Origin of the sequence: Paractinoplanes ferrugineus, assembly GCF_016862195.1 — a bacterium.
Lineage (GTDB): Bacteria > Actinomycetota > Actinomycetes > Mycobacteriales > Micromonosporaceae > Actinoplanes > Actinoplanes ferrugineus.
In genome coordinates this window covers 232,177-258,834 of record NZ_BOMM01000003.1, presented here as the reverse complement: position 1 = coordinate 258,834, position 26,658 = coordinate 232,177, and the positions used below count along the sequence as shown (strand labels likewise).

The following is a 26,658-nucleotide window of genomic DNA, read 5'->3' as shown; positions in this document are numbered from 1 at the left end:
ACGTCCCCGCCGAATCCGTCGGCGGGGAGGGCATGGCCCGGTGAGCGCAGCAGAAGACACCGAGATCGAGGAGCCACCGGCCGAGGGGCCGCCTCCGGCCGAACAGGCACCGGCCGACGAGGCACCGCGCTTCGGCACCCCCGGGCCGCCGCTCGACCGCCGCAACCCGTTCATGATCGGGCTGCTCGGCGGATTCGGCCTCATCCTGGCGTACGCGATCTTCCTGGGCCTGCGCAACGCGGCGTCCATCCTGGTACTGATCTTCATCGCCATGTTCCTGGCGATCGGCCTCAACCCGGCGGTGGAGAAGCTGCGCAAGTGGGGCCTGCCTCGCGGCGGGGCGGTCGCCATCGTCACGCTGGTGGTGCTCGGGCTGCTGGTCGGCGGCATCATCGCGCTGATCCCGCCGCTGATCACGCAGACCAACCAGCTGATCGGCAACCTGCCCGACTACATCCAGAGTCTGCAACGCAACAAGACCATCAACGACCTGGTCGAGCGCTACGACATCATGGCGAAGGTGACCAGCGCGGTGAACCCGGGCACCGTCGGTGGCGCCCTCGGCGGCGTGGTCGGCGGCGCCAAGCTGATCTTCGGCACGATCTTCAACACGCTGACCGTGCTGGTGCTGACCATCTACTTCATGGCGGCGTTCGACCGGCTACGCAAGTCGGCCTACCAGCTCGTACCGGCGTCCCGGCGGACCCGGGTCCAGCTGCTCACCGACGAGATCCTCACCAAGGTGGGCGCCTACATGGTGGGGGCGCTCGCGATCGCGGTGCTGGCCGGGGCCAGCACCTGGGTGCTCGCGATGATCCTCGGCCTGGCCTACCCGTTCGCGCTCGCCGTGGTGGTCGCCGTCTGCGACCTCATCCCGCAGATCGGCGCCACCCTCGGCGCGGTCATCGTGAGCCTGGTCGGGTTCGCCTCGTCGCTCACCGCCGGCATCGTCTGCGCGGTGTTCTTCATCGTCTACCAGCAGATCGAGAACTACCTGATCTATCCGGCGGTGATGCGCCGCTCGGTGAAGGTGAGCGACGTGGCGGCGGTGGTCGCGGCGCTGCTCGGGGTGGCGCTGTTCGGCGTGGTGGGCGCGCTCGTCGCGATCCCGATGGTGGCCGGCATCCAGCTCATCGTCCGCGAGGTCGTGGTGCCTAGTCAGGAGACTCGTTGACCAGCGGTCCGGGGACGGGCACGTCGGAGAAGGCGGCGACGGTGCGATCCGCGTACGCGTTCATGTCGCCGCTCTCGATCGGCCCGGCCCAGGTCCGCGGCAGCGGGACCGCGACGCTCGGCGCGACCCGCCGGACGACCTCGTCGAGCACCTTCTCGGCGTCGCCGACCCAGAGGTGCTTGGCGCCGGCCATCGGCACGACCTCGGCCTTGTCGGCGAATCGCACGGCCGCCTCGGCGGGCCGCAGGTAGTCGTCGAACTCGGGGATCAGCGCGGTCAGCGGCTTGCCACTGGCGGCCCACCGGTCCAGGTCGGCTTCCACGGAGAAGCGCAGCGGCGGCGACAGCAGGATGGCGCCGCTGATCGACGGGTCCAAGCCGTGCATCAGGGTCAGGTCGGTGCCGAACGACCAGCCCAGCAGCCAGATGCTGGGCAGTTCGGCGAACTCCGCGTACTCGATCGCGGCGGCCACGTCGTACTTCTCGCCGACCCCGCCGTCGAAGGCGCCTTGCGAGACCCCCCGCACGCTGCTCGTCCCTCGGGTGTTGAAACGCAGCACGGCGAGGCCGGCCAGGGCCGGGAGCCGCCACGCCGCCTTCCGGAAGACGTGGCTGTCCATCATCCCGCCGTGCGTGGGCAGCGGATGCAGGCAGACGAGGGTGGCCGTCGGCTCGCGGTCGAGCGGCCGGGCCAGCTCCCCGACCAGGGTGAGGCCGTCGGCGGTGTGCAGCTCGATGTCCTCCCGGTGGGCGGGGAGGATCGAGTTGGCGCGGATCTGGTTGGTCATGACGGGCCTTCGGTCGTGTTCCGGGCGGGGTGGGGCGGGCGAGTCGGGCGGACCGCTCACCCGTACCTCGGGGCGTTGCGGGAGCGTTCCACGGCCGGGCTGCGCCGGTCGCGGGCCTTCCAGCATCCGGTGTGCCAATGCCGCCGGTCGGCGAGGTCACCGCTGCCGTCGACCGGCCACGCCACCACGTGCGCCACCCCCGGCCGGATCTCCTGCATGCATCCTGGGCAGCGATAAGTCTTCACGGCCGCGCCCCCGAAGATGGACCGCACCATCCATTCGCCGTCCTGCCACTGCTGGACGCCCTCGATGCCCTTGCGGACGTGTTGATCTTCAAGGGCCGGGGACGATCTTTCGCGCGGGCGGTTACGGCGGGGGCTCACAATCATCAAGAGTACGTAGTGACCGACCAGTAACCTGCGGCATAGACTCCCGACATGACGGCTACTCACATTCCCGGTGTGCCGGTGCTCGAAGACGGCGTGCTGATCTCGACGAACCCGGCCACCGGCGAAGAGGCCGGACGCGTGCCGACCGCCGACGTCGACGGCGTGAACGCGACGGTCAGGGTGGCCCGCGAGGCCGGCCTCTGGTGGCAGGCCCTCGGCCACGACGGTCGCAAGGACCGGCTGCTGCGCTGGCGCTCGCTGATCGTGCAGCGCATCGAGGAGCTGGCCCGGCTCACCTCGCTGGAGACCGGCAAGCCGCACGCCGACGCGATAGTCGAAGCCGTCGCCGCCGTCGAGCACCTCGACTGGGCGGCCCGCAACGCCAAGCGCGTGCTCGGCCCGCGCAAGATGCGCACCCGCCTGCTGCTCGCCGAACACTCCGGGCACCTGGAATACCAGCCGTACGGCGTGGTCGGCGTGATCGGCCCGTGGAACTACCCCATCCTCACCCCGGTCGGCCCGATCGGCGGCGCGCTCGCGGCCGGCAACGCGGTCGTCTTCAAGCCCAGCGAGTACACCCCGATCGTCGGGCAGTGGCTTGTCGACACGTTCGCCGAGGTGGTGCCGGAGCAACCGGTGCTGCAGGCGGTGCACGGCCTCGGCGACGTGGGGGCCGCGCTGTGCCGCTCGGGTGCCAACAAGATGGCCTTCACCGGCTCGACCGCCACCGCCAAGCGGGTGATGGCCGCCTGCGCGGAGAACCTGGTGCCGGTGGTGATCGAGGCGGGCGGCAAGGACGCGCTGATCGTCGACGCCGACGCCGACGTCACCGCGGCCGCCGAGGCGGCCGTCTGGGGCGGCATGACAAACGCCGGGCAGACCTGCATCGGCATCGAGCGGGTGTACGCGGTGGCCCCGGTCTACGACGCCCTGGTCAAGCAGATCGTCGCCAAGGCGGGCAAGCTGCGCACCGGTACGGAGATCGGCCCGATCACCATGCCCAAGCAGCTCGACATCATCCGCGAGCACATCGAGGATGCCCTGGCCAAGGGGGGCCGGGCGGTGCTCGGCGGGTCGGACGCGGTCCAGCCGCCCTATGTCTCGCCGACCGTGCTGGTGGACGTGCCGGCCGACTCCAGCGAGATCCGCGACGAGACGTTCGGGCCGACCCTGACCATCACCAAGGTCGCCGACGCCGACGAGGCGATCCGGCTGGCCAACGACAGCCCGTACGGCCTGGGCGGTGCCGTCTTCGGCAAGCGCAACGCGATCCGGATCGCCCGGCGGCTGCGCTCGGGCATGGTCGCGGTCAACGGCACGCTCACCTTCGTCGGCATGGGCAACCTGCCGTTCGGCGGGGTCGGCGACTCGGGCTTCGGCCGGATCCACGGCGAGGACGGCCTGCGCGAGTTCGCCCGGCCCAAGTCGATCACGGTCCGCCGGGCCCGGTCGCTGCTGCCGTCGATGACCTTCGAGCGCACTCCGGCCCAGGTCGGTCAGATCGTCAAGGCCGTGCGACTGCTCTACGGCCGGCGGTCCTAAGCTGAGCGGGTGGATCATCCCGCCGTCGAGGTAAGAGGCCTGCACGTCAGCTACGGCTCAACGCCGGTGCTGGTCGACGTGTCATTACGGGTCGAGGCCGGCAAAGGCGTCTGTGTCACCGGTGAGAACGGCATCGGCAAGTCGACCCTGCTGCGCTGCGTGAGCAGCCTCCAGCAGCCCGACGACGGCGAGATCCTGGTCTTCGGCGGCACCCCCGGCGCCACCCCCGAGTTCTGGCGGACGGTGGTCACCACTGTCGAGCCGCCCACGTGGTACCCCGGCCTGACCGTCCGCGAGCACGCCGAGCTGGTGTGCCGCGCACACGGCCAGGACCCCGAGGAGGCCGGGATCGACGAGGCGCTGGAACGGTTCGGGCTGGCCGGGCACGCCGACGCGATCCCGCCGTCGCTGTCCTCCGGCCAGAAGCAGCGACTCACCCTGGCGGTGGGGCTGATCCGGCCGAGCTCCCTGCTGATCCTCGACGAGCCCGAGCAGCGTCTCGACCCCGACGGCCGCGCCGAGGTGGCGGCCCTGCTTGTCGACTACGTGCGGGACGGCGGCTCGCTGCTGATGGCCAGCCACGACGACGCGTTCGCAGCCGCGTCCGGCGCCGAGGTGACCACCATGGAATCGCTCAGCTCATGACCGCCGTGCCGTTGGCTCCGGTCCGCCGCTGGATCTCGCGGCGGCAGTCGGCGCACCGGGAGCGCGGGGCCACCGCCGGCAACATCTACTTCACCGTGCTGTTCCTCGCCGTGGTCGGCGGCATGGTGCACAAACAGCTGGCCGTGGTCTTCTGGCCGACCCACCCCAACGCGTCCGCGCTGGCCGCCGCGTCCCTGGTGCCGATCCTGTTCGGCCTGCTCTACCTGGCGTTACGCCGGTTCGGGCCGCTCGCGCTGAGCCGCCCCGCCGCGTCGTGGCTGCTGCCCGCGCCGGTCAGTCGCCGGCGCCTGCTCCTGCCGTCGCTGCGGCTGACCGCGATCGTCGCGGCGATCGTCGGCGCCCTCGCCGGCCTGGCGGTCCTGGGCCACGGCGCCCCGCGCACGCTCGGCGGCGAACAGATCGCCTTGTTCGGCACCGGAGCCGCGCTGATCGGCGTGGCACTGCTCCTGGTCGCGCTGGCCGCGCAGGCCGGCGGCCGCTGGGGCGACCGGCTCGACGCGGTGGTCTCGCTGCTGCTGGCGGCCGGTCTGGTCGGCCTGGTCACCGACGCGACCGGGGACCATGCGCCGGCGGCGGACGGCTGGCCGCCGGCCCGGACACTGGTTCCGCTCGTCGGGGCGCTCGCGCTGGTCGTCGCGTTGCTCTTCACGCTTGCCGTACGAGGTTTGGCGCGTACCCCCAACCAGCGAATCCTGGAGGCCGCCAAGACCGCGGGAACGCTCTTCGACTCGGCCTTCGGCATGGAGCCCACGTTCCTGACCGACATGATCGAGCGGCGTTACTGGGCGCACCGCAAACTGCGCTCGATGCACCTGTCGGCGCGGTTGCCCGTACTGGTCGGTCAGGATCTTCTGTTGGTGCTCCGGCGCCGGAGCCGCCTGCTGTGGCTGGTCCTGGCCGCCGCGTTGCCGGTGCTCCTGGCCGACGCCCCGCATTGGCTGATCGGCCTCGCGATCCTCGTCGGAGCGATGCTCGCCGGTTCGACAGCGGCCGGCAACGTCAAGACCGACGCCGGCAATCCGGTGCTGCTGCGCATCCTGGGCTTGAGCTCGCGCACAGCGGTCCGCCAGCGCATGTGGGTGCCCGGAATCCTGGCCGGCGTCTGGTCCGCGCTGGCCCTGGGCCTGCTCTCGGCCCTCGGCGACCTGCCCTCCGGCCCCTGGTGGGTGCTCGGCCTGGTCCTGGGCCCGGTCGGCGCGGTGGCGTCGGTACGGCGTGCGCGCGTGGGTTTCGTCCGCAACGAACTGCTGCCCCTGGACACCCCGATGGGCACGGTGTCGACCGGCCCCCTCGTGAACGCCGCCATCGGCCCCGACGCCCTGCTGCTCGGCCTGCCGGCGCTGATCGAGATCGCCCAGGGCCACCCGCTCTCCTGGCTGACAGTGCTGGTGCAGGCCGTGGTCGGCGGGCTCGGCGCACGCGCCTACCTGGCCGGCACGACCGCCGCCGACCGCGTGGAGCTGCACGCCCTCCGCTGACCCGAGTGTCAAGACCCGATGCTGCGTTCTATCCCCCACGCGTCCCATTTCGCAGTTGAGGCGTACTCTTCGCGGGCAGCTGAGCCACCAACCCAGCCGAGCTATATCGCGTGCACAGGCGGTTTAGATCCACCCCTAGACAATAATTGACGGATTTGGCACCGAATTTGATAGCGTCTCCTCCGAGGGCAAGCAGGCGTTGGAGGCCGTGGTGTTACTCCGGTTCCGGGCAAGCAACTTCGCGTCGATCAGGGATGAGCAGGAAGTCAGCCTGGTGGCGCTGGACGATCATGCCGACCTGGCGACTGCAGCGGTGCCGCTGAGCAAGGAGCGGGTGTTGCCCGTCGCCGGCATCTTCGGACCGAACGCATCCGGCAAGTCCAACCTGATCAAGGCGATGACTTTCGGCCGGACCGCGATCGTGGAGTCGCATCAACGATGGCTCCCCGAAGATCCCATCCCGCGCTGGCCGTTTCGCCTCGATCGCGAGAGCACCAGCGCCCCCAGCGAGTTCGTGTTCGAGTTCGTCCACGATCGGGTCCGCTACGAATACGGCTTCTCCCTGAATGACTCAATGATCTTGGAGGAGTGGCTTTTTGCCTGGCGACGAGGTCGTCGGGCCGTCATGTTCGACCGATCCGGGATGGATATCGATTTCGGCTCCAGCCTCACCGGGCCGAAGGCGGCGATTGCCGAACTCGTTCGCGAGAACAGTTTATTTCTGTCCGCTGCCGCCGCCAACAACCATCCGCTTCTGCGATCCGTGGCCGCCTGGTTCGGGCGATGGCAGCGCATCTCGCCTGGTCCGTACACCTACCCCGTATCGACCGGACCGCTCGGCGAACAGACCGTCAACCTGCTCCGATACGCGGACATCGGCGTAATCGGCGGCGCGTTGGTGGAGCGACCGGCCGATGAGATCGAACGGAGTCTCGGTTGGGCCGGCAGAGGTCGTCAGGACGAATCTCCCGGAGCTGCTGTTCCCAAGGAGACGCTGCGGCTGGAGCTCGTTCATCAGGCGCAGACCGACAGCGGCGGCGAGCCTCTGCCTTGGGTGTGGGAGTCGTCGGGGACCCAAGCTTGGTGGCGGGTGAGCCGCTTGGCTCTCAGCTGCCTGAACGAGGGACAGATCCTGACCATCGACGATCTGGGTGGAGATCTGCACCCGCTTCTGACCGCACAGCTCGTCGGACTGTTTCAGGATCCGCGCACCAATCCCCGCGGCGCCCAGCTCATCTTTACCGGCCACGACGTCAATCTGCTCGGCCGGCATGTGGAATATCGTCTGCGTCGTGATCAGGTGTGGCTTACCGCAAAGGACGCGGGCGGGGCCACCAAGATCTATCCACTCACCGAGTACGGCCGCGTCCGTGACGGAGTGGACGACGTGGAGGGCCGCTACCTTCAAGGCCGTTACGGCGCGGTGCCGTTCTTTGACAGGTCCCTGATCGAGGACCTTCTGAAGGAGCCGGCCTCTGATGGCGCGTAACAGCCGACGGCTGTCCCGTCGGCCTGGCACAGCCGACGAGGCAGAGACGATCGCGATCGTTTGCGAAGGCGAGAAGACCGAAGACATCTACTTCAACGGGATCCGGCGGGAGTTTCGCCTCGCTACGGCCCGGCTTCGGGTGGTGACTCTGGGAGCCGACCCTTTGCGGGTCGTCCAGGAAGCGGAGGCCCTCCGCCCGGAGTACGACAACGCTTGGGCAGTCTTCGACGTAGAGGCGCCGGGCGCGCATGCCATTCCGCATGCGCGGCTCAACCAGGCAGTGGAGCGGGCCGCACGTGTCGGTGTTCAGTGCGCCATCTCGAACCCGTGCTTCGAACTCTGGCTGTTACTGCACTTCAGCTCGCAGACCGCGTTCGTCAACAACGAGGCTGTCCGCGCGAAGATCAAGAAGTGTCCCTGTGGGTACAGCGACAAGGGCTTCGACTTCGCCAAGGTCTGGCCGCATCACCAACAGGCCATGCAGAACGCCGCGGCCCTCCACGTCCGTCAGCAGTCCAACAACAGGGCAATCGGGGACCGGAACCCGTGGACCAGTGTCCACGAGCTCGTCGGCAAGCTTCTGGAGCTGAGCAAGCGCCAGGGCTAGAAAAGGGTCAGCTCGTCGCGTTCCATGCCTCGCAGCTTGTCGTAATCGACGACCACGCAGCGGATGCCCCGGTCGGTGGCGAGGACGCGGGCCTGGGGCTTGATCTCCTGGGCGGCGAAGACGCCGGCCACCGGGGCCAGCAGGGGGTCCCGGTTCATCAGTTCGAGGTAGCGGGTCAGCTGCTCGACGCCGTCGATATCGCCGCGGCGCTTCACCTCCACCGCTATCGAGGCGCCGGCGGCGTCCTTGAGCAGCAGGTCGACCGGGCCGATGGCGGTCATGAACTCGCGGCGGACCAGGGTGCAGCCGACGCCGAACGTCTCGGGGTGGGCGGCCAGCAACTCCTGCAGGTGCGCCTCGACGCCGTCCTTCTGCAGGCCGGGATCTATGCCGAGCTCGTACGACGTGTCCTGGAAGATCTCCTCGAGGGTGATCCGGAGCTCCTCGCCGGCCTTGTTCACCACCTTCCAGACGCCCGGCGCCTCGTGCAGCTTGCACGGCGGGCTCATCCAGTTGAGCGGCTTGTAGGCGCGGTCGTCGGCGTGGATGGAGACCGAACCGTCGGCCTTCACCATCAGCAGCCGCGTGGCCGGCGGTAGATGGGCGGACAACCGTCCGACGTAGTCGACGGAGCACTTCGCGATGACCAGACGCACCGGACGACAGTAGCGGACCGGCCTCGACCGGAAGAACGAGCGTGCGGGTGCCATGCTGGAACCGTGCTCGAAGCGTTGACCGGAACCGGCCTGGCCGCATCCGCTGGTTTGAATGCCTACATCCCCCTGCTAGTGATGGGCCTGCTCGCTCGCTTCTCGGATCTGATCGAGCTGCCGAGTGGCTGGACCTGGTTGTCCAACGGCTGGACGCTGGCCATTCTCGGTGTGTTGTTGCTGGTCGAGGTGGTGGCCGACAAGGTGCCGGTGGTCGACCACGTGAACGACGTGGTGCAGACCGTGGTCCGGCCGACCGCGGGTGGTCTCGCGTTCGGGGCCGGGTCGTCGGCCGAGACGGTGACGGTGAGCGACCCGGGGTCGTTCTTCTCGTCGCACCAGTGGGTGCCGGTCGCGGCGGGCGTGTTGATCGCGCTCTGTGTGCACGGGTTCAAGGCGGCCGCCCGCCCGGTGGTCAACGTGGGCACGGGCGGGCTCGGGGCGCCGGTGGCGAGCACGGTGGAGGACATCGGCAGCGTGCTGATGTCGTTGCTGGCCGTGCTGATGCCGGTGCTGGTCCTGGTTGGACTCGCTCTGCTGGGATGGGCCGCGGTCGCGCTGGTGCGGCGGCGCCGGCGTAAGCGGGCCCTTGCCGCTTCCGGCGCACCTCACCTGTTTGGTTGACTTCCCGGGTGCCCGCGCTCGCCATCCCGATATTCGCCCTCGCCTGGTGGGCCGCCTGCTATCTGATCAGCCGGGACGCGATGCGCGGGGCGCTCGTCAGATCGGCGGCGGCGCTCACCGCGTACGCGATCGGGGTGGCCGCCTGGACCGCCTCGCCGGACTCGCCGCTCGCTCAGATCCTGCTCTGCGTGCCCGCGTTGTTCTGGGCCGGCGCCGCCGTGGCCCTGTTGCCCGGCACCCTGCCGGAGCGGCGGCAGATCGATGTCGGCTGGCTGGTTCTGTCGGTGTCGTTCCTGGCGATGGTGGTGGCGTTGCCGTCGGCCGGGCGGCTCGTGGTGCTCGCGCCGCTGGCCGGCGGGCTGGTGCTGCTGTGGCGGTTCGGTGATCAGGTGCAGCCGCCGATGTTGCCGGCGGCGATGAGCGTGGTGGCGGCCCTCTACGGGGTCGGGTTGACGGTGTTGCTGTTGCCGATCGATCTGGGCGAGCCGCTGCTGGTGCTCTCGGCGATCGGGGTCGACCTGGTGATGCTGGCCTTCCTGGTGGCGGTCTCCGACTCGCTGTACGTGGGTGAGCGGCTGCGCGCCGACCTGCTCCGCTCGGTGACCGCGGCGGTTCTCGGCACGGTCGTGGTCGGCGGCCCCGCGGTGGCCACCGTCGTGGTCGCCGACTCGACGGCCGTGACGCTCGTGCAGTTCGGCCTGGTGGCGCTGGTGATGACCGGGATCGCGCTGTTCGCCCAGCTGCGCCGCGGGGTCGACCGGATCGCGTTCCGAGGCGACGATCGGCTGCGCACCGAGCGGGCGGCGCTGATGTCGCAGGCGGACGCGCTGCTCCGGCACCGGCAGCGGCATCGGCTGATCACCACCCGGCCGGACGATTTCACCCGGTTCACCCGGCAGGCCCTGGACAACTATCACCATCTGGGCCGACTGATGCGCAGTCCGTTGACCGACCTGCCGGCGGTCGACCGGCGGCTCGGCTCCCAGCCGAGGGCGACGCCCCTGGCTCGGGCTCTGGAGTTGCGGGCGCTGCTGACCGACGGGGTGGAGCGGTTGCGGCCGGCCGGGGCGTTCGCGACCTCGGACGAGTGGCGGCATTTCAACGCGCTGCACTTCGTGGTGGTGCTGGGGCTCGACCCGTACGCGCGGCGACAGCGCACCGACGGCCTCGACCGGGAGGAGCGTCAGGCGCTCGACTGGATGCGCCGGTACGTTCCGCGCCGGCGGCTGCGGCGCTGGCAGCAGGAGGCGGCCGCCATCGTGGCGCGCCGATTGTGGGACGAGCTGACCAGCGCCGACCCGCGTTGGCTGACGACACGTGGCACAAATTCTCTTTCTCCGGAACGAAATGGGTAAAATGCCCCATCGTGGGTAGCTACCGCAACGCGCTCGTGGCCGCCGTCCGTCAGGAGCTGGCCGAGGCGCGCGGTGCGGCACGTGCGGTCCTGGCCGCGGCCGAGTCGGCGCGCGGGGAGGCCGAGGCCCGCCGCCGGATGGTGCGCGAGGCGTACACCACCTGCCTCAACCAGCTCGCCCAGGCCCGGGACAGCAGCCGCCGCGACATCCAACGCCGCTACCAGTACGAGACGACCAAGCTGTCCGGCACCGTGCGGCGGCTCGCGGCCCTGAGCGCGACCGGGGCGGCCGGCGCGCCGTGGCGGCTGTGGGCGCCGAGCGAACCCGAGCGCGGCAACCCGCCCGGCCTGCTGCGGATCGGCACCCTCGGGCTCGACGAGCGCACCCCGCTGCCCGCGCTCGTGCCCCTGCTCGACGCCGCCCACCTCGACCTGCGCGGGCCGGCCGAGATCGTCGACGGCGTCATCACCGGCGTGCTCCTGCGCGCCCTCGGCAGCACCCGGCCGGGTGACGTCCAGCTCACCGTCTACGACCCGGAGGCACTCGGCGGGACCCTCGCCTCGTTCGCCCCGCTCGGCCTCTCGTTCGTCGGCCCGGGCGGCCTGAACGCGATGCTCGACGAGGTCGTCGAGCACATCTGCCGGGTCAACGAGACCGTCCTGTCCGACCTGACCCGCACCGACCCGTGGCGTGTCGTGGTCCTGCTCGCCGACACCGACGAGCTGTCCCCGGCCCAGCGCGCCCAGCTCGACCGGATCACCCGCACCGGGGTGGCCTGCGGCGTCCACCTGGTCGTCCGCGGCCTGCGGCTGACCGAACATCACAGCGTGGTCCGGCTGGACCTCACGAGCGGCCGAGCCGTCTGGGGCGACCTGGAGATCCGCCTCGACGAGCCGCCGCCGACCGAGCAGGTGGTCGCGTTCTGCAAGGCCACCGCCGAACGCATGCGAGCCGGCCCGCCCCCCGCCCAGCTCGCCGACCTGGAGCCGAAGACGCTCTGGGCGGAGACGTCGACGCACGGCCTGGTCGCGCCGATCGGGGACAGCACCGACGGCTCGCTCGTCGACGTGCCGCTCGGCGACGACCCGCCGCACGCGCTCATCGGCGGCCCGTCCGGCTCCGGCAAGACCAACCTCATCTACGCCTGGCTGGCCGGCCTCGCCACCCGCTACGACCCCGCGGAGCTGGCCCTCTATCTGCTCGACTTCAAGGAGGGCGTGTCGTTCGCCCGCTACGTGCCAGGGCCCCGCGACCCGAGTTGGCTGCCCCAGGTGCGGCTGGCCGGGATCAACGTCAACGGCGACCGCGAGTTCGGCCTGGCCATGCTGCGTCACCTCAGCGAGGAGCTGCGCACCCGGGCCCAGGCCGCGAAACGGGTCGACGCCACCAAGCTGGCCGAGCTGCGCGCCGAGGACCCGACCGGCCGGTGGCCACGCCTGGTGGCGGTCATCGACGAGTTCCAGGTGCTGCTGGGCGGGCGGGACGCGGTCGCCGACGAGGCCGTCACGCTGCTCGAGGACCTCGCCCGGCGCGGCCGCTCGCAGGGCATCCACCTCATCCTGGCGTCCCAGGACGTCTCCGGGATCGAGGCGCTGTGGGGCCGCTCCGGGCTGATCGGCCAGTTCACCCTGCGGGTCGCCCTGCCCAAGGCCCGGCGGATCCTGGCCGACAACAACCTGGCCGCCGCCGTCATCCCCCGGCACCACGCCGTCGTCAACACCGAGTCCGGCACGGCCGGGGCCAACCAGATCGTCCGGCTGCCCGACGCCGGGGACCGGCACGTCTGGCGCACCCTGCAGCGCCGGCTGTGGCGGATGCGCCCGGACGGATGCGCCGAGCCACGGCTGTTCGACGGCGACGCCGTACCCCGCCTGCCGTCCTCCTGCCGCCCGGCCGGACCGGTCCCCGACGCCGGCACCCCGGTCGGCTCCTCCCCCGGCGCGGTGCTCGGCGAGCGGATCGACGTCGCCGCCCGCCCGGCCCGCCTGCGCCTCGGCCGGATGCCCGGCCGCAACCTCGCCGTCCTCGGCACCCGCACCGACGAGGCCTGCGACGTGCTCGCCGCCGCCGCACTGTCGCTGGCGGCGCAGGGACCGGCCCACTTCAGCGTCGTCTGCCTCGACCCCGACGCCGGCCGGGCGGCCGCCCGGCTGGTCGCCGAGCTGCCCTCAGCGGACTGGTACGACGACGTGACCGACCTGCCCCGGCTGGACGTCCCGCACTACGTGCTCGGCTACGCGCTCGACGCCGGGAACGACCCGGTCGCCCTGCGTCGGCTGCTGACCGACGGCCCCGAGCAGCGCACCCACGTGCTCGGCTGGTGGCGCTCGGTGGCCCGGCTGCGGGACAGCCTCGGTGGCCCGACGGCCCGGCTCGACCCGATCGGCGCCTGGGTGGCCCTCGACGTGCAGGGCGCCGACCTCAGCCCGCTCTATCCCCAGCCAGGCGGGCCGGCCTGGTATCCGCGCACCCGGCGGGCGCTGTTCTTCGACCGCTCGGTGCACCGGACCCCGGAAGTGATCATCCCGTACGAGGTGAACAGTGACCACACGTGACCGCCATCCGTTCGGCCGCGACTACCAGCTGATGGTGAGCGCGCTCGCCGAGGCGACCCGGCGGCGCGACGCCGAACTGGGCGGCGCGGAACGGGCCTATCAGGACAGCGCCGCGCAGGCCGCGAGCGAACTGGCCCGGGCCGAGGGCGACGCGCAGTCGGCGGACCGCTGGGCCGGGGCCGCCGCCGCGCAGGTGCTCGACGTGGATCGCGAGGCCGAACGGTTGTGGGAGCAGCTGCGCCGGGCCCGGGGCATGCGGATGCGCGCGCTCGGCGAGGTCCCCGAGCCGGAGCCGGTCGAGCTGCTGCCGCGCATCGCGTTGCCCCGCAACCCGCCGGACGCCTGCGATCCGGTTACCGAGGCACCCCGGGTGCTGCTCGCCCGGGTGGCCGAGCGAATCGACGTGACGGTGCGCCCGGCCGGGCGCCGAGCGCTGCCGCGCTGGGCCCTGCCGCTGCTGCCGCTGGTGGGCGCGCTGTTCGCGGCGCTGGCGAGCCTCGTCGCGTCGGGCCTGGTGACCGTCGGGAGCACAGACGTGTGGGGCGGCTCGGTGCTGCGCGTGCTCGGGTGGACGTCGTTCCTGGTGGCGCCGTCGTCCGGGGTGCCGATGGTCGCCCTGTTCGCGCATCGGCGGTTGCAGGCCCGCCTCGACATCGGCGGGGTCGGCCTCACCCTGCTCGGCGGGATGATCTCCGCGACCGCGCTGTCCCTGGCGTTCGCGGCCACTCACTGAGCACGGAAGGCGATGCTCAACACCGCGTGCGCCACGAGCACCGCGTGCGCCTTGGTCTCGTACGGGCCGACGTGCAGTTCCACCGCGTGCCCGCCGAACAGGGCCCGCACCGTCCAGCTGTTCGGGTTGCGGTCGTCCTCACGGCTGTGATTGACGATCACCTGGCTGGCCCCGCGGACGTTCACCGACGACCACTTCTCGTCCGCCGTCGGCCAGGCCCGGAACCATCCGGGCGCGACGGACAGAGCCTGGGCGCTCGCCTCGGCCATCGCCCACTGCATCTCTTCCGGATTCGGTGCTCGTGCCATCAGGCCGCCCCTGTCGATGCGGAAAACCGTGAAAATATTAGTTCCGGATCCCGCCACGTGTGGCCGAAACGCAGCTCGTCGTGCACCGGCCCGGGGCTTTACCGTCGAGACATGCGAATCCGAATCGTCGACGCCTTCACCGATCGCCCGTTCGCCGGCAACCCGGCCGGCGTGGTCGTGCTCGATTCCTTCCCCGAGGAGTCGTGGATGCAGCAGGTCGCGGCCGAGGTCAACCTGTCCGAGACGGCCTTCGTGCACCCGATGGAAAACGGCGACTTCGCGCTCCGCTGGTTCACCCCGGCCGTCGAGGTCGCCCTGTGCGGGCACGCCACCCTGGCCACCGCGCACGTCCTCGGCCGCGACAAGGTCAGCTTCCACACGCGGAGCGGTGTGCTGACCGCGGTGTCGGGTGGCGACGGGTGGCACACGCTCGACTTCCCGACCGCCCCCCTGACCCCGGTCGAGACGCCGTCGTGGATGGCGGCGGTGCTCGGGGCCGAGCCGGTCGGCGTGCACCACACCGGGCCCAACACCGACGACCTGCTGGTCGAGCTGGCCCACGACGACACCGTGCGCGGGCTGCGTCCCGACCTGACCGGCCTGGCCCGGGTGGAGAACCGGGGCGTGATCGTCACCGCCGCGGCGGCGCAGGACGGCTACGACTTCGTGTCCCGCTTCTTCGGGGCCGCCGCCGGCGTGGCCGAGGACCCGGTCACCGGCAGCGCGCACACGGCCCTGGCGCCGTTCTGGTCACCCCGGCTCGACGGCCGCACCGAGATGACCGGCTACCAGGCATCGGCACGCGGTGGCTACGTGCGGGTGGAGCTGGCCGGCGAGCGCACCCGGCTGACCGGCCAGGCCGTCACGGTGATCGACGGCGAGCTCTACGCCGGCGCGTCCTGAAGCTCGACCTCGTAACCCCAGGCGTCCTCGAGATAGGCCGCATAGGAGTCGGGACCGCCCGCGTGCGGGTGCCGGTCGGCGAAGAGCAGCGACCAGCCGTTGCGCTGCGCCTGCTCGGTCAGCCGGTCGACCCGGTCCCGGCCGCCGACCGAGAACGCCACGTGGTTCAGCCCCGGCGCGAGCCGGTCGTGCACGCCGCCGGACAGCGCCGGGGACTGCTCGAGCACCAGATAGACGTCGCCGTACTTCCAGGACCGGCCGCCCGGCCAGTCCTGGAAGACCGTCCAGCCCAGCTCCTCGAGCAACCAGCCCCAGGGCCCGGCACTGCCGGCGAGGTCCGGCACCCACAGCTCGACGTGGTGCAGCATCAGCTCGCGCCGCCCGGCACCCACTTCACGTCGCCTGCCGGGTTGGCCACCCGCGACAAGATGAACAGCAGGTCGGACAGCCGGTTCAGATATTTCGCGGGCAGCTCGCCGGTGCGCTCCGGATCGTCCTGGACCAGGGCCCAGGTCGCCCGCTCGGCACGGCGCGCCACCGTACGAGCCACGTGCAGCAACGCGGCCCCCGGCGTACCACCGGGCAGGATGAAGCTGTCGAGTGCCGCCAGGCGCTCGTTGAACTCGTCGCACCAGCCCTCGAGCCGCGTCACGTAGTCCTCGGTGATGCGCAGCGGCGGATAGGGCGGGTCGTCGGCGATCGGGTTGCACAGGTCGGCCCCGACATCGAACAGATCGTTCTGCACGGCCATGAGCACGGCCCGCACGTCCTCGGGCAGGTCGCCGAGGGCGAGCGCGACCCCGAGCTGGGCGTTGCACTCGTCGGTGTCGGCATATGCCGCGATGCGCGGATCGGTCTTCGCGACGACCTCGTTGTTGCCGAGGCGGGTCTCGCCCGCGTCGCCGGTACGGGTGTAGATGCGCGTGAGGTGTACGGCCATAGGGACACCCTACGGAGCGGTCTTGAGCCGCGTTCCATACCATGGCGCGCGTGGATGTGATCAGGGTCAAGGGCGGCGCGCAACTCACCGGGGACGTGACGGTCGGGGGCGCCAAGAACTCGGCACTCAAGCTGATGGCGGTCGCGCTGCTGGCTGAGGGCCGCAGCGTGGTGGAGAACGTCCCCCGGATCACCGACATCGCGATCATGGCCGAGGTACTGCGCCGGCTGGGCTGCGACGTCTCGCTCGACGGTGGCCGGGCCACCATCGACGTGCCCGCCGAGCCGGGCAGTGAGGCCGACTACGACCTGGTGCGGCGGCTGCGCGCGTCGATCTGCGTGCTGGGTCCGCTGCTGGCCCGCCGCGGTTACGTGCGGGTCGCCCTCCCCGGCGGCGACATGATCGGCTCGCGCGGCCTCGACATGCACTTCGCCGGCCTGGCCCGGATGGGCGCCGAGATCTCCGGCGAGCACGGCTTCGTCATCGCCTCGGCCCCCGGCGGCCTGCGCGGCAGCAAGATCTGGCTCGACTTCCCGAGCGTCGGCGCCACCGAGAACATCCTGATGGCGGCGGTGCTGGCGAAGGGCGTCACCGAGATCGACAACGTGGCCCGCGAGCCCGAGATCGTCGACATCTGCGAGATGCTCACCGCGATGGGCGCCCACATCGAGGGCGCCGGCACCTCCACCCTCACGATCGAGGGTGTCTCCTCGCTCTCGCCGGTGACCCACGCCACGGTTGGCGACCGGATCGTCGGCGGCACCTGGGCCTTCGCCACCGCGATGACCCGGGGCGATGTCACCGTGCACGGCGTGCGGCCGGAATACCTGGAGATCGCGCTGGACAAGCTGGTCACGGCGGGTGCGTCGGTCACGCCGGGCGACAACCGCTTTTCGGTACGGATGGACGACCGGCCCCGCGCCGTCGACATCGTGACGCTGCCCTATCCCGGTTTCGCCACCGATCTGCTGCCGATGGCGATCGGCCTCGCGGCGGTGGCCGAGGGCTCGTCGCTGATCACCGAGAACATCTTCGACGGCCGCTTCATGTTCGTGAACGAGATGGTCCGCCTCGGCGCCGACATCCGCACCGACGGTCACCACGCGGTCGTCAACGGACGGGACCGCCTCTCGGGTGCGCCGGTGCGCGCCACCGACATCCGGGCCGGCGCCGGGCTGGTCATCGCGGGTCTGTGCGCCGACGGTGTGACCGAGGTCGGCGAAGTGCACCACATCGACCGGGGCTACCCCGACTTCGTCTCCGACCTGGCCAAGCTGGGCGTCGAGGTGGAACGGGCGGACGTCCCGGAGCCGACCTTCGACTTCTAGAGCGCCGGCGAGCCGCCGACCAGACGGCGGGCCTCTTCCACTTCCTCGGCGAAGACCAGGACCGCCGTGCGGCCGTCCCGCGCCACCGCCTGGGTGGCGCGGATGCCGGCCTCGCCGAGCAGGCGTTGGATCTCCTCGGCGAGGTCGGCGTCGTCGGTGACCGCGGCCGGGCAGAGCAGGCCGTAATCGTCCGGGTCGGCGAAGATGGCGAGGCCGTCGGCATACCGGTCGGTGCCGTCCTCATGGGCGAACGTCCAATACAGCCCCATCCGCCAGAAGACCGCGCCAAGCAAGGCGACCAGGCCCACGGCGACCAGCGGCCCGATGAGGTACCAGCTGTTACCCGACGCCATGGGCACAGTCTGGCATCCTTCCGTTCTGGTTTCCCCAGATTTGCCCCGAAAGGGAGTCGCCCCCACGCCTGAGTTTCCGTTAAGTAACAACGGTAGGGTGAGCCCAGATTCGGACGGCAGAAAGGGAAGCACATGACGGGTCGACTCGCGGTCATCGGCTCCGGGTTGATGGGCTCCGGCATCGCGCAGGTCTCGGCGCAGGCCGGCTGGCAGGTCACCATGCGGGACGTCGACGACGCCGCGACCAGCCGGGGCATGACAGCCATCCGGGATTCCCTGGAGCGCTTCGTCAAGAAAGACAAGATCAGCCAGGCGGACGCGGAGGCCACCCTCGCCCGGATCACCCCCACCACCGACCTCGAGGCCGCCGCCGACGCCGACGTGGTGGTCGAGGCGATCTACGAGAAGGTCGAGGCCAAGCACGAGGTCTTCCGGGCGCTCGACAAGATCTGCAAGGCCGGTGCCGTCCTCGGCACCAACACCTCGGCGATCCCGATCACCCAGATCGCCACGGTCACCGAGCGGCCCGAGTCGGTCGTCGGCATCCACTTCTTCTCGCCGGTGCCGATGATGAAGCTGGTCGAGCTGGTCCGCGGCTACCAGACCTCGGACGACACGCTCGCCTCCGCCCGCGACTTCGCCGAGCAGGTCGGCAAGACCTGCGTCGAGGTCAAGCGCGACGTCGCCGGCTTCGTCTCCAACCGGCTCTTCTCGGCCCTGCTGGTCGAGGCGATCAAGCTGGTCGAGACGGGCGTCGTCTCCCCCGCCGACCTCGACACCGTCATGAAGCTCGGTTTCGGCCACACCATGGGCCCGCTCGCCACCGTGGACCTGACCGGCCTCGACGTGATGCTCAACGCGGCCGGCAACATCTACCGGGACACCGCGGACGAGAAGTTCTTCCCGCCCGAGCTGCTCCAGCGCATGGTGCAGGCCGGCGACCTGGGTCGCAAGACCGGCAAGGGCTTCTACTCCTACTGACCGGACGCGGCCCCCGGCGACGGGGGCCGCTTACTGTTCGATGGTCCGGGGGCGGATGACCGGCCGGGACGTCCCACCGGGCTGACCGGGCGGAGCGGCCTCGAGCCAGGACGAGAAACCGGTGACGGTGGACTCGGCCATGGCGATCTCGATCTGGCCCGCCTCGCCGTTGGAACAGCGCAGGACACACCACTGCGCGGGCACCGTCAGCCGCTCGGGGCCCTCGGGCCGGCGGCGCTCCTCGACCACCAGGACCGTGCGGTTCAGCACCCGCTTGGGGCGGAACGCCAGGCTGAACATGCGATGGAAGCGCAGTTCGTCACCGACGAACTGACCGACTCCGGTGGACCAGCCGCGGCCGGCGACCATCGTGCTGACCCGCACCTGGAGCCGAATGGTTCCGCCCCCGACCATGAACAGCCGGAGGCGGAAGAAGATCGCGAAGAGAAGTACGAACAGCGCGGCGAAGCAGATCCCGAGCAGCTCGAGGATCCGCATCGCCGGAGGTCAGCGAGACTCGGGAGTGGCGGGCGTGGCGCTCTCGGCCAGGACGGTCACGCCGTCGGCGTCGATCGAGAGGAAGCCACCGGTCACGTCGTAGGTCAGCTGCTCGCCGCCGGCGAGCTTGACCCGCACCTGCGACGGCTCCTTGAGCAGGCCCAGCAGCGGTGAGTGGCCAGGCAGAACGCCGATCTCGCCCTCGGTGGTCCGCGCGACGACCATCTCGGCCTCACCGGACCAGATGCGCTCCTCGACGGCTACGACCTTGACGGGCAGCTGGTTGGCCACGCTGTCTCCCTGCTGAGCTTGTTCGGATCTGAAGCTGATAGAGCCGATTGGGTGAAGTCTAAACGGCGGCCTTGCGTGCCGTGGCCGGGGGTGGTGACCGCCACAGGAGCGCGTCAGCCCTCCTTGTTGATGTATTCCGGGTGCTTGAAGATGAAGTCGGGCAGCCGGTCCTCCTTGACCGCGGCGAAGAACTCCTGCGCGCTGTCGTCGAGTGCCTCGCCCTGATAGCGCCCGTTCACGATCATCGACTGGCCGGGCAGCTTGATCAGCGTCATGTTCTGCGAGCGGATGCCCTTGAGCGCGAAGCCCCAGTCGACCACGCTGTTGCCGTTGCCGTCGAAGGTGAGCGCGTCCCCGGCCGCCTTGAGCACCTTGTCGAGCTTGGCCGGGTTGCTGATCACGTCCTTGCTCAGCGCCTGCTCCGCCATCGCCTTGATGAACTGCTGCTGGTGCCGCTGGCGGTCGTAATCGCTCTTGGGCAGGCCATAGCGCTGCCGGACGTAGTCGAGGGCCTGCCACCCCTGCAGGTGATAGGTGCCGACCTTGTACTCCGCCTGCGGGCCGTAATAGGGGTGGTCGCAGGTGTTGTCGGCGCAGCGGGCCAGCCGCGGCCGGGGCTTGCCGTTCGGCTGCAGGTGCTCCGACTTCACGTTCTGGTCGATCGTCATGGTCACGCCGCCCATGGCGTCCACGATCTTCTTGAAGCCGCCGAAGTTGATGATCGCGCCGGAGTCGAACTTGTCGATGCCGGTCAGCTGCTGCACCGTCTTGGCGAGCAGGTCGAAACCCTGCACCGGGTCGTGCTTGCCGTTGCCGATCGCGGAGCCGTACCCCATCGCGGCGTTGATCTTGGAGCGACCACCGCGGAAGCCCGTCTTGTCGAAGGCCGGGATGTCGACGACCAGGTCCCGGGGCACCGAGAAGATGTACGCCTGGTCCATCGACTGCGGAATGTGCACCACGATTATCGAGTCGGAGAGGGGCGTCTGCTCGTCCGTGCGCGGGTCGATGCCGACCAGCAGGATGTTCTGCGCGCCCTTGATGTCGGAGACCTTCTCAGTGGCCCCGGCCGACGACGCGTCACCGAAAAGGTCCTGGTTGTCCACAGCGCCGGCGTAACGCGCCAGCACCGCCTGACCGGCGATGAGCGCGCCCCCGCTGACCACCATGAGGACACAGCCGAAGATCGCACAGAGCCGGGCCCACATCGGCGCACGGCGGTTGCCGGATTTCTTCGGCACCTCAACTCCTCGATGAGCGGACGGAAAGCAAAGGTTACCCGGATCGCGAAAGCCCTAACGGAGCCGGAAGTGCTGGGGAAACGCGGAAGCCGCGCCCACCTTGCGGTGGACGCGGCCTCGTTGTCATGCCGTACGTCAGTCCTTCATCAGCTCGTGTGCGTTGCGCTCGAGGTCCTCGAGGCCACCGCACATGAAGAAGGCCTGCTCGGGGAAGTTGTCGTACTCACCCTCGCTGATCTTCTTGAACGCCTCGATGGTCTCCTTCAACGGGACCGTCGAGCCGGGGACGCCGGTGAACTGCTCGGCGGCGTACGTGTTCTGCGAGAGGAAACGCTCGATGCGGCGAGCCCGCTGCACCGTGACCTTGTCCTCCTCGGAGAGCTCGTCCATACCGAGGATGGCGATGATGTCCTGCAGGTCCTTGTACTTCTGCAGGATTCGCTGCACCTCACGGGCGACCGCGTAGTGCTCGGCACCGACGTATTCCGGCGCCAGGATCCGCGAGCTGGAGGCCAGCGGGTCCACGGCCGGGTAGATGCCCTTGTCGGAGATCGACCGCTCGAGGTTCGTGGTCGCGTCCAGGTGGGCGAACGTGGTGGCGGGCGCCGGGTCGGTGTAGTCGTCGGCGGGCACGTAGATCGCCTGCAGCGAGGTGATCGCCTTGCCCCGGACCGACGTGATCCGCTCCTGCAGCTGGCCCATCTCGTCGGCCAGGGTGGGCTGGTAACCCACGGCCGACGGCATGCGGCCGAGCAGCGTCGACACCTCGGAACCGGCCTGGGTGAACCGGAAGATGTTGTCGATGAAGAGCAGCACCTCCTGGTTCTGCACGTCCCGGAAGTACTCCGCCATGGTCAGCGCGGTCAGGGCGACCCGCAGGCGGGTGCCCGGCGGCTCGTCCATCTGGCCGAAGACCAGCGCGGTCTTGTCCAGAACGCCACCCTCGTCCATTTCCAGGATGAGGTCGTTGCCCTCACGGGTGCGCTCGCCGACGCCGGCGAACACCGAGGTGCCACCGAAGTTACGGGCCACCCGGATGATCATTTCCTGGATGAGCACCGTCTTGCCGACACCCGCACCGCCGAACAGGCCGATCTTGCCGCCACGCACGTACGGCGCGAGCAGGTCGAGCACCTTGATGCCGGTCTCCAGCATCTCGGTCTTCGGCTCGAGGTCCGCGAACGGCGGCGGCGGGCGGTGGATCGTCCAGCGCTCCTGAATGTCCAGGGTCGCCGGGTCGGCGTTGAGCACCTCGCCGAGCGCGTTGAACACGTGGCCCTTGGTCACGTCGCCGACCGGCACCGAGATGCCCGCGCCGGTGTCGGTGACCGCGGCGCCGCGGACCAGGCCGTCGGTCGGCTGCATCGAGATGGCGCGGACGATGTTGTCACCCAGGTGCTGGGCGACCTCCAGCGTCAGCGTCTTGGTGCCCTCCGAGAGGGTCACCGAGACGTGCAGAGCGTTGTAGATGTCCGGCATCGCGTCGCGGGGGAACTCGGCGTCGACGACCGGGCCGATGACCCGGACGACACGGCCGACGCCGGCCTCCGTCTTGGTGTTCTCAGGTGCACCGGAGGTGACAGAAGCAGTCATCACATATCACTTCCTGCCGAGGACAGCGCTTCGACGCCGCCGACGATCTCACTGATTTCCTGGGTGATCGCAGCCTGACGCGCGGAGTTCATCTCGCGCGTGTACCGCTTGAGCAGGTCGTTCGCGTTGTCCGACGCACTCTTCATCGCCCGTCGCCGGGAGGCCGACTCGCTGGCCGCCGAGTCCAGCAACGCCGCGTAGATCCGCGTGTTGAGGTACTTCGGCAGCAGCGCGTCGAGCAGCTCGTCGGCGTCCGGCTCGAACTCGTACGCCGGGCGCAGGCCAGGCTCGGCCTCGCGGTCCTCGACCTCCATCGGAGCCAGGAAGTGCGCCTCGGCGCTCTGCGTCATGAGCGACTTGAACTGGGTGCTCACGATGAAGAGCTGGTCGACGCCCTGGATGCCGTCCGGACCGTAGTGCGTGTCGGTGTCGTCCGCGCCGGCCACGAAGGCCTCCTGCAGAGCGTCGCCGACCCGCTTCGCGTCCGAGAACGACGGACGTTCGGAGAAGCCCGTCCAGCTGGCCTCGATCGGCCGGTTGCGGAACTTGTAGTAGCCGACGCCCTTGCGGCCGACGACGTACAACACCACTTCCTTGCCCTCGTCCTTGAGCCGGGCGATCAGCTGCTCGGCGGTCCGGATGGCGTTGGCGTTGTAGGCGCCGGCCAGGCCACGGTCGCTGGTGACCAGCAGGACACCCGCCCGCCGGACCCGCTCACGCGGGACCAGCAGGGGGTTGTCGAGCGAGGCGTTCGACGCGAGCGCGGTCAGGACCTGAGTGATCGCTTCCGCGTACGGCTTGGAGGCAGTGACCCGCTCCTGCGCCTTGGCGATCCGGCTGGTCGCGACCAGTTCCTGCGCCTTGGCGATCTTCGCGGTGGACTTGACGGTGCGGATGCGCCGCCGAAGTGCCTGTACCTGACCGGCCATGACTACTGCTCGTCCGAGCGGCGGACCTCGCGGGTCACCGTCTCACGGGTCTCGCTGCCCTCGGCCAGTGCCTCGACCTCGGGGTCGTTGGCCCGAACGCCGGTGTCGCCCCGCTTGAACAGCTCCTTGAACTCCGTCACGCCGGACTTCAGCGACTCGACGTTGTCGTCGGTGAGCACGTTCGTCGACTCGATCGCGGTGTAGAGATCGCTGCGGTGGCGCTTGATCCACTCCAGCATCTCGCCCTCGAAGCGACGCACGTCGCCGACCGGGATGTCGTCGAGCTGGCCGGTGGTGCCGGCCCAGATCACGATCACCTGGTCGACCGTGGAGTACGGCGAGTACTGCGGCTGCTTGAGCAGCTCGACCAGCCGGACGCCCTTCTCCAGCTGCGCCCGCGACGCGCGGTCCAGGTCGGAGGCGAAGGCGGAGAACGCCTCCAGCTCACGGAACTGGGCCAGGTCGAGGCGGAGCCGGCCGGAGACCGTACGCATGGCCTTGACCTGCGCCGAGCCACCGACCCGGGACACCGAGGTGCCGACGTTGATCGCCGGGCGGACACCCGAGGCGAACAGGTCGGACTCCAGGAAGATCTGGCCGTCGGTGATCGAGATGACGTTCGTCGGGATGTAGGCCGAGATGTCGTTGGCCTTGGTCTCGATGATCGGCAGACCGGTCATCGAACCGCCACCCAGCTCGTTGGAGAGCTTGGCGCAGCGCTCCAGCAGACGGGAGTGCAGGTAGAAGACGTCACCCGGGTAGGCCTCGCGGCCCGGCGGGCGGCGCAGCAGCAGCGACACCGCGCGGTAGGCCTCGGCCTGCTTGGTCAGGTCGTCGAAGACGATCAGGACGTGCTTGCCGTTGTACATCCAGTGCTGCCCGATGGACGAGCCGGTGTACGGAGCGATGTACTTGAAGCCGGCCGGGTCGGACGCCGGCGACGCGACGATCGTGGTGTATTCCAGCGCGCCCTGGGCCTCGAGCGTGCCCCGGATGCTGGCGATCGTCGACGCCTTCTGGCCGATGGCGACGTAGATGCAGCGAACCTGCTTCTCCGGGTCGCCGGACTCCCAGTTGGCGCGCTGGTTGATGATCGTGTCGAGCGCGACCGTGGTCTTACCGGTCTTGCGGTCCCCGATGATCAGCTGGCGCTGGCCACGGCCGATCGGCGTCATCGCGTCGATCGCCTTGATGCCGGTCTGCAGCGGCTGCTTCACCGGCTGCCGGGCCATCACGTTCGGAGCCTGCAGCTCCAGCTCGCGGAAGCCCTCGTTGGCGATCTCGCCGCGGTCGTCGATGGGCTGCCCCAGCGCGTTGACCACGCGACCGAGGAAGGCGTCGCCGACCGGAACCGAGAGGACGCGCTCGGTCCGCTTGACCTGCTGCCCCTCCTCGATCCCGGTGAAGTCGCCAAGTACCACGGCGCCGATCTCACGCACGTCCAGGTTCAGGGCGACACCCAGCGTGCCGTCCTCGAATTCGAGCAGTTCGTTCGCCATCGCCGAGGGCAGGCCCTCGACGTGTGCGATGCCGTCGCCCGCATCGGAGACGATGCCGACCTCCTCGCGGGAGACCTCGGGCGAATAGGACGAGACGTAGCGCTCTAGCGCCCCCCGGATCTCGTCCGAGGAGATGGTCAGCTCGGCCATCCTCTGCCTTCTCTGTCTAGCTCGGGACGTCACCGCCGCCGAGGGGCCTACTCGATCTCCGCGTCACCGCCGGACCGAGGGGATCTGAAACTTCATCGCAGTACGGCGAAGCCGTTTTGGGCAACTCAGCCTATTTGACGAACGCCTGCTTGGCCGCGTTCAGCCGGCGCAGGATCGTGCCGTCGTAGAGGTCGGAGCCGACGCGCACGCTGACTCCACCGATGATCGACGGGTCGACATCGACCTTCAGCGAGACCGGACGTCCGTAGATGTCGGCCAGCTTTCCGGCGAGCGCCTGCTCGTCGGCGTCGTTGAGCGGCCGGGCCACCGTCACGTAGGCGACCTCACGGTCACGCTTCGCGGCGGTCAGCTCGATCAGCCGGGTCAGCGAGGTGTCGAAGCCACGCCCTCCGAAGCCGTCGAGAGCGACCTCGACGAGCCGGAACGTCGCCGGCTGAGCCTTGCCTTTCAGCAAGTCCTCCACGAGCTTAACGCGGCGCGCCGTGGGCGCACCCGGGTCACTCAGCGTGACGGCCAGCTCGGCGCTGCCGGAGACGATCTGCCCGAAGCGGAACAGCTCGTCCTCGACCTCGGCCAGCGAGCCCGCCTTCTCCGCGGACCGGAGAAGGACCTCGACGCCCAGGCGCTCGGTGGCGTCCAGCAGCTCGGACGGCCGGGAGAAGCGCCCGGCGGCCAGGGCGGCCACCGTGTTCACCGAGGCCTCGGCCAGCTTGCCGGAGAGAAGCGAGCGAAGGAGCTCGCCTCGCTCGGCAGCGGGCCGCGACGGGTCGGTGAGCGCCCGGCGCAGCCGGGGCTGGGCCCGCAGCAGGTCGGCCACCGCGAGAATCTCGTCGGCGACCGTGCCCAGCTGCGCGGCCGTTGCCGTGCCGGTTTCGGCCTCGAGCTTCGCCACAGCCTCGTTGTAGGACTGCTGACTCACGCTCGACGCCATCAGCGCCGCCCGCCGGTCGTGCCGGCCGAGTCGAGGTCGGCGATGAACCGCTCGACGGTGCCGCGGCTGCGGGCCTCGTCGGCGAGGGACTCCCCGACGATCTTGCTGGCCAGGTCGACAGCGAGCGTGCCGACCTCGGCGCGCAGATCGCGGACGATCGACTCACGCTGAGCGGCGAGCTGCTCCTGACCGGACGAGATGATGCGGTCGGACTCCTCACGGGCCTTGGCCAGGACGTCCTGCCGGATGCCCTCGGCGTCGGCACGCGCCTCGTCGCGGATGCGAGCGGCTTCGGTACGAGCCTCGGCCAGCTGCGCGCGGTACTGCTCGAGCAGCTGGTTGGCCTCGGCCTGCGCGACCTCGGCCCGCTTGATGCCACCCTCGATCGCGTCGACGCGCGCCGCGAAAGTCTTCTCCATCTGCGGGAAGACGAACTTCATCAGCACGAAGCAGAGGATCGAGAAGGCGATGACGCCGAGGACGACTTCCTGCCAAAGCGGGATGATCGGGTTGTGTTCCGAAGCGCCCTCTGCCGCCAGTGTGGTGACCTCAGTCGCTAGTTTGGTGATCATAGAGACCTCCG

The 26,658-nt window shown here is 70.0% G+C and carries 28 protein-coding genes; 13 read left to right on the top strand and 15 right to left on the bottom strand.

From position 1 onward, the window contains the following. Positions 1-40 precede the first annotated feature (40 nt). Positions 41-1,174, top strand: a complete 1,134-nt coding sequence (locus Afe05nite_RS04015; protein WP_239117532.1) for an AI-2E family transporter — start codon at positions 41-43, stop codon at positions 1,172-1,174. Here Afe05nite_RS04015 and Afe05nite_RS04010 read toward each other — a convergent pair. Continuing rightward, positions 1,155-1,961, bottom strand: a complete 807-nt coding sequence (locus tag Afe05nite_RS04010) for an alpha/beta hydrolase (RefSeq protein WP_203815564.1) — start codon at positions 1,959-1,961, stop codon at positions 1,155-1,157. The genes Afe05nite_RS04015 and Afe05nite_RS04010 overlap by 20 nt on opposite strands. A gap of 56 nt (positions 1,962-2,017) precedes the next feature. Continuing rightward, a complete protein-coding gene (locus Afe05nite_RS04005; protein ID WP_239117531.1) occupies positions 2,018-2,350 on the bottom strand; it encodes an Rv1322 family protein in 333 nt (110 codons plus the stop codon). Between the two features lie 48 nt (positions 2,351-2,398). Here Afe05nite_RS04005 and Afe05nite_RS04000 point away from each other — a divergent pair, with 48 nt between their 5' ends. The 5 genes from Afe05nite_RS04000 to Afe05nite_RS03980 all read left to right on the top strand — a co-directional run bounded on the left by Afe05nite_RS04000 (position 2,399) and on the right by Afe05nite_RS03980 (position 8,132). After that, the gene (locus tag Afe05nite_RS04000; RefSeq protein WP_203815562.1) at positions 2,399-3,892 is read left to right on the top strand and encodes an aldehyde dehydrogenase family protein; all 1,494 of its coding nucleotides are present in this window, start codon (positions 2,399-2,401) and stop codon (positions 3,890-3,892) included. A 9-nt stretch (positions 3,893-3,901) separates the two neighbouring features. Then, positions 3,902-4,537: an ABC transporter ATP-binding protein gene (locus tag Afe05nite_RS03995; protein WP_203815561.1), complete on the top strand. Its 636-nt coding sequence runs from the start codon at positions 3,902-3,904 to the stop codon at positions 4,535-4,537. After that, positions 4,534-6,036, top strand: coding sequence for a DUF6297 family protein (locus Afe05nite_RS03990; protein WP_203815560.1), 1,503 nt, complete (start codon positions 4,534-4,536; stop codon positions 6,034-6,036). The genes Afe05nite_RS03995 and Afe05nite_RS03990 overlap by 4 nt, the downstream gene beginning before the upstream one ends. Positions 6,037-6,247: 211 nt before the next feature. Next, positions 6,248-7,525, top strand: coding sequence for an AAA family ATPase (locus Afe05nite_RS03985; protein ID WP_203815559.1), 1,278 nt, complete (start codon positions 6,248-6,250; stop codon positions 7,523-7,525). Then, a complete protein-coding gene (locus Afe05nite_RS03980) occupies positions 7,515-8,132 on the top strand; it encodes an RloB family protein (RefSeq protein ID WP_203815558.1) in 618 nt (205 codons plus the stop codon). The genes Afe05nite_RS03985 and Afe05nite_RS03980 overlap by 11 nt, the downstream gene beginning before the upstream one ends. Here the strand turns inward: Afe05nite_RS03980 and nucS are convergent. Next, positions 8,129-8,788, bottom strand: coding sequence for an endonuclease NucS (gene nucS, locus Afe05nite_RS03975; RefSeq protein ID WP_203815557.1), 660 nt, complete (start codon positions 8,786-8,788; stop codon positions 8,129-8,131). The genes Afe05nite_RS03980 and nucS overlap by 4 nt on opposite strands. Before the next feature lie 63 nt (positions 8,789-8,851). Between nucS and Afe05nite_RS03970 the strand changes: the two genes are divergently transcribed. The 4 genes from Afe05nite_RS03970 to Afe05nite_RS03955 are packed head-to-tail and all read left to right on the top strand — an operon-like array spanning position 8,852 to position 14,109. Continuing rightward, on the top strand, positions 8,852-9,466 hold the full coding sequence (locus Afe05nite_RS03970; RefSeq protein ID WP_203815556.1) for a DUF4126 domain-containing protein: 615 nt from the start codon (positions 8,852-8,854) through the stop codon (positions 9,464-9,466). Beyond that, positions 9,463-10,821, top strand: a complete 1,359-nt coding sequence (locus Afe05nite_RS03965) for a hypothetical protein (RefSeq protein ID WP_239117530.1) — start codon at positions 9,463-9,465, stop codon at positions 10,819-10,821. The genes Afe05nite_RS03970 and Afe05nite_RS03965 overlap by 4 nt, the downstream gene beginning before the upstream one ends. Before the next feature lie 11 nt (positions 10,822-10,832). Further along, positions 10,833-13,376: an FtsK/SpoIIIE domain-containing protein gene (locus tag Afe05nite_RS03960; protein WP_203815555.1), complete on the top strand. Its 2,544-nt coding sequence runs from the start codon at positions 10,833-10,835 to the stop codon at positions 13,374-13,376. Beyond that, entirely contained in the window at positions 13,363-14,109 is a 747-nt protein-coding gene (locus Afe05nite_RS03955; protein WP_203815554.1) for a hypothetical protein, read from the top strand. The genes Afe05nite_RS03960 and Afe05nite_RS03955 overlap by 14 nt, the downstream gene beginning before the upstream one ends. Here the strand turns inward: Afe05nite_RS03955 and Afe05nite_RS03950 are convergent. Further along, a complete protein-coding gene (locus tag Afe05nite_RS03950; protein ID WP_203815553.1) occupies positions 14,103-14,417 on the bottom strand; it encodes a hypothetical protein in 315 nt (104 codons plus the stop codon). The two genes, Afe05nite_RS03955 and Afe05nite_RS03950, sit on opposite strands and share 7 nt — an antisense overlap. Positions 14,418-14,528: 111 nt before the next feature. Here Afe05nite_RS03950 and Afe05nite_RS03945 point away from each other — a divergent pair, with 111 nt between their 5' ends. Continuing rightward, on the top strand, positions 14,529-15,320 hold the full coding sequence (locus Afe05nite_RS03945) for a PhzF family phenazine biosynthesis protein (protein WP_203815552.1): 792 nt from the start codon (positions 14,529-14,531) through the stop codon (positions 15,318-15,320). On the opposite strand, the gene Afe05nite_RS03940 is transcribed toward Afe05nite_RS03945, so the two are convergent. Together Afe05nite_RS03940 and Afe05nite_RS03935 are read right to left on the bottom strand one after the other, a co-directional pair. Continuing rightward, a complete protein-coding gene (locus tag Afe05nite_RS03940) occupies positions 15,302-15,688 on the bottom strand; it encodes a VOC family protein (RefSeq protein ID WP_203815632.1) in 387 nt (128 codons plus the stop codon). The genes Afe05nite_RS03945 and Afe05nite_RS03940 overlap by 19 nt on opposite strands. Further along, entirely contained in the window at positions 15,688-16,260 is a 573-nt protein-coding gene (locus Afe05nite_RS03935) for a cob(I)yrinic acid a,c-diamide adenosyltransferase (RefSeq protein WP_203815551.1), read from the bottom strand. Before Afe05nite_RS03935 ends, Afe05nite_RS03940 begins: the two co-directional genes overlap by 1 nt. 41 nt (positions 16,261-16,301) lie before the next feature. Here Afe05nite_RS03935 and murA point away from each other — a divergent pair, with 41 nt between their 5' ends. After that, positions 16,302-17,588, top strand: coding sequence for a UDP-N-acetylglucosamine 1-carboxyvinyltransferase (murA, locus tag Afe05nite_RS03930; RefSeq protein WP_203815550.1), 1,287 nt, complete (start codon positions 16,302-16,304; stop codon positions 17,586-17,588). On the opposite strand, the gene Afe05nite_RS03925 is transcribed toward murA, so the two are convergent. Further along, positions 17,585-17,941 (bottom strand): hypothetical protein, encoded by a 357-nt coding sequence (locus Afe05nite_RS03925; protein ID WP_203815549.1) that lies wholly within the window; start codon positions 17,939-17,941, stop codon positions 17,585-17,587. The genes murA and Afe05nite_RS03925 overlap by 4 nt on opposite strands. 132 nt (positions 17,942-18,073) lie before the next feature. On the opposite strand from Afe05nite_RS03925, the gene Afe05nite_RS03920 reads away from it, so the two are divergent. Then, entirely contained in the window at positions 18,074-18,922 is an 849-nt protein-coding gene (locus tag Afe05nite_RS03920) for a 3-hydroxyacyl-CoA dehydrogenase family protein (RefSeq protein ID WP_203815548.1), read from the top strand. 30 nt (positions 18,923-18,952) lie between these two features. On the opposite strand, the gene Afe05nite_RS03915 is transcribed toward Afe05nite_RS03920, so the two are convergent. From Afe05nite_RS03915 to Afe05nite_RS03880, 8 genes are all read right to left on the bottom strand, one after another. Then, a complete protein-coding gene (locus Afe05nite_RS03915) occupies positions 18,953-19,420 on the bottom strand; it encodes a DUF2550 domain-containing protein (RefSeq protein ID WP_203815547.1) in 468 nt (155 codons plus the stop codon). 9 nt (positions 19,421-19,429) lie between these two features. Continuing rightward, positions 19,430-19,711: a F0F1 ATP synthase subunit epsilon gene (locus tag Afe05nite_RS03910; protein ID WP_203815546.1), complete on the bottom strand. Its 282-nt coding sequence runs from the start codon at positions 19,709-19,711 to the stop codon at positions 19,430-19,432. A gap of 113 nt (positions 19,712-19,824) precedes the next feature. Beyond that, positions 19,825-20,919: an LCP family protein gene (locus Afe05nite_RS03905; protein WP_203815631.1), complete on the bottom strand. Its 1,095-nt coding sequence runs from the start codon at positions 20,917-20,919 to the stop codon at positions 19,825-19,827. 168 nt (positions 20,920-21,087) lie between these two features. Next, on the bottom strand, positions 21,088-22,545 hold the full coding sequence (atpD, locus tag Afe05nite_RS03900; protein WP_438867530.1) for a F0F1 ATP synthase subunit beta: 1,458 nt from the start codon (positions 22,543-22,545) through the stop codon (positions 21,088-21,090). Then, on the bottom strand, positions 22,545-23,474 hold the full coding sequence (locus Afe05nite_RS03895) for a F0F1 ATP synthase subunit gamma (protein WP_203815544.1): 930 nt from the start codon (positions 23,472-23,474) through the stop codon (positions 22,545-22,547). Before Afe05nite_RS03895 ends, atpD begins: the two co-directional genes overlap by 1 nt. 2 nt (positions 23,475-23,476) lie before the next feature. Beyond that, positions 23,477-25,123, bottom strand: coding sequence for a F0F1 ATP synthase subunit alpha (atpA, locus tag Afe05nite_RS03890; RefSeq protein WP_203815543.1), 1,647 nt, complete (start codon positions 25,121-25,123; stop codon positions 23,477-23,479). Positions 25,124-25,253: 130 nt separating this feature from the next. Next, positions 25,254-26,075: a F0F1 ATP synthase subunit delta gene (locus tag Afe05nite_RS03885; protein WP_203815542.1), complete on the bottom strand. Its 822-nt coding sequence runs from the start codon at positions 26,073-26,075 to the stop codon at positions 25,254-25,256. Continuing rightward, positions 26,075-26,647, bottom strand: coding sequence for a F0F1 ATP synthase subunit B (locus Afe05nite_RS03880; protein WP_203815541.1), 573 nt, complete (start codon positions 26,645-26,647; stop codon positions 26,075-26,077). The genes Afe05nite_RS03885 and Afe05nite_RS03880 overlap by 1 nt, the downstream gene beginning before the upstream one ends. Positions 26,648-26,658: the final 11 nt, after the last annotated feature.

Coding starts and splice junctions, on each gene's coding strand:
- Afe05nite_RS04010 (WP_203815564.1), bottom strand. CDS start 1,961: ATGACCAACCAGATCCGCGCCAACTCGATCCTCCCCGCCCACCGGGAG.
- Afe05nite_RS04005 (WP_239117531.1), bottom strand. CDS start 2,350: ATGATTGTGAGCCCCCGCCGTAACCGCCCGCGCGAAAGATCGTCCCCG.
- Afe05nite_RS04000 (WP_203815562.1), top strand. CDS start 2,399: ATGACGGCTACTCACATTCCCGGTGTGCCGGTGCTCGAAGACGGCGTG.
- Afe05nite_RS03990 (WP_203815560.1), top strand. CDS start 4,534: ATGACCGCCGTGCCGTTGGCTCCGGTCCGCCGCTGGATCTCGCGGCGG.
- Afe05nite_RS03980 (WP_203815558.1), top strand. CDS start 7,515: ATGGCGCGTAACAGCCGACGGCTGTCCCGTCGGCCTGGCACAGCCGAC.
- Afe05nite_RS03950 (WP_203815553.1), bottom strand. CDS start 14,417: ATGGCACGAGCACCGAATCCGGAAGAGATGCAGTGGGCGATGGCCGAG.
- Afe05nite_RS03945 (WP_203815552.1), top strand. CDS start 14,529: ATGCGAATCCGAATCGTCGACGCCTTCACCGATCGCCCGTTCGCCGGC.
- Afe05nite_RS03940 (WP_203815632.1), bottom strand. CDS start 15,688: ATGCTGCACCACGTCGAGCTGTGGGTGCCGGACCTCGCCGGCAGTGCC.
- Afe05nite_RS03935 (WP_203815551.1), bottom strand. CDS start 16,260: ATGGCCGTACACCTCACGCGCATCTACACCCGTACCGGCGACGCGGGC.
- murA (WP_203815550.1), top strand. CDS start 16,302: ATGGCGCGCGTGGATGTGATCAGGGTCAAGGGCGGCGCGCAACTCACC.
- Afe05nite_RS03925 (WP_203815549.1), bottom strand. CDS start 17,941: ATGGCGTCGGGTAACAGCTGGTACCTCATCGGGCCGCTGGTCGCCGTG.
- Afe05nite_RS03920 (WP_203815548.1), top strand. CDS start 18,074: ATGACGGGTCGACTCGCGGTCATCGGCTCCGGGTTGATGGGCTCCGGC.
- Afe05nite_RS03915 (WP_203815547.1), bottom strand. CDS start 19,420: ATGCGGATCCTCGAGCTGCTCGGGATCTGCTTCGCCGCGCTGTTCGTA.
- Afe05nite_RS03905 (WP_203815631.1), bottom strand. CDS start 20,919: ATGTGGGCCCGGCTCTGTGCGATCTTCGGCTGTGTCCTCATGGTGGTC.
- atpD (WP_438867530.1), bottom strand. CDS start 22,545: ATGACTGCTTCTGTCACCTCCGGTGCACCTGAGAACACCAAGACGGAG.
- Afe05nite_RS03895 (WP_203815544.1), bottom strand. CDS start 23,474: ATGGCCGGTCAGGTACAGGCACTTCGGCGGCGCATCCGCACCGTCAAG.
- atpA (WP_203815543.1), bottom strand. CDS start 25,123: ATGGCCGAGCTGACCATCTCCTCGGACGAGATCCGGGGGGCGCTAGAG.
- Afe05nite_RS03885 (WP_203815542.1), bottom strand. CDS start 26,075: ATGGCGTCGAGCGTGAGTCAGCAGTCCTACAACGAGGCTGTGGCGAAG.
- Afe05nite_RS03880 (WP_203815541.1), bottom strand. CDS start 26,647: ATGATCACCAAACTAGCGACTGAGGTCACCACACTGGCGGCAGAGGGC.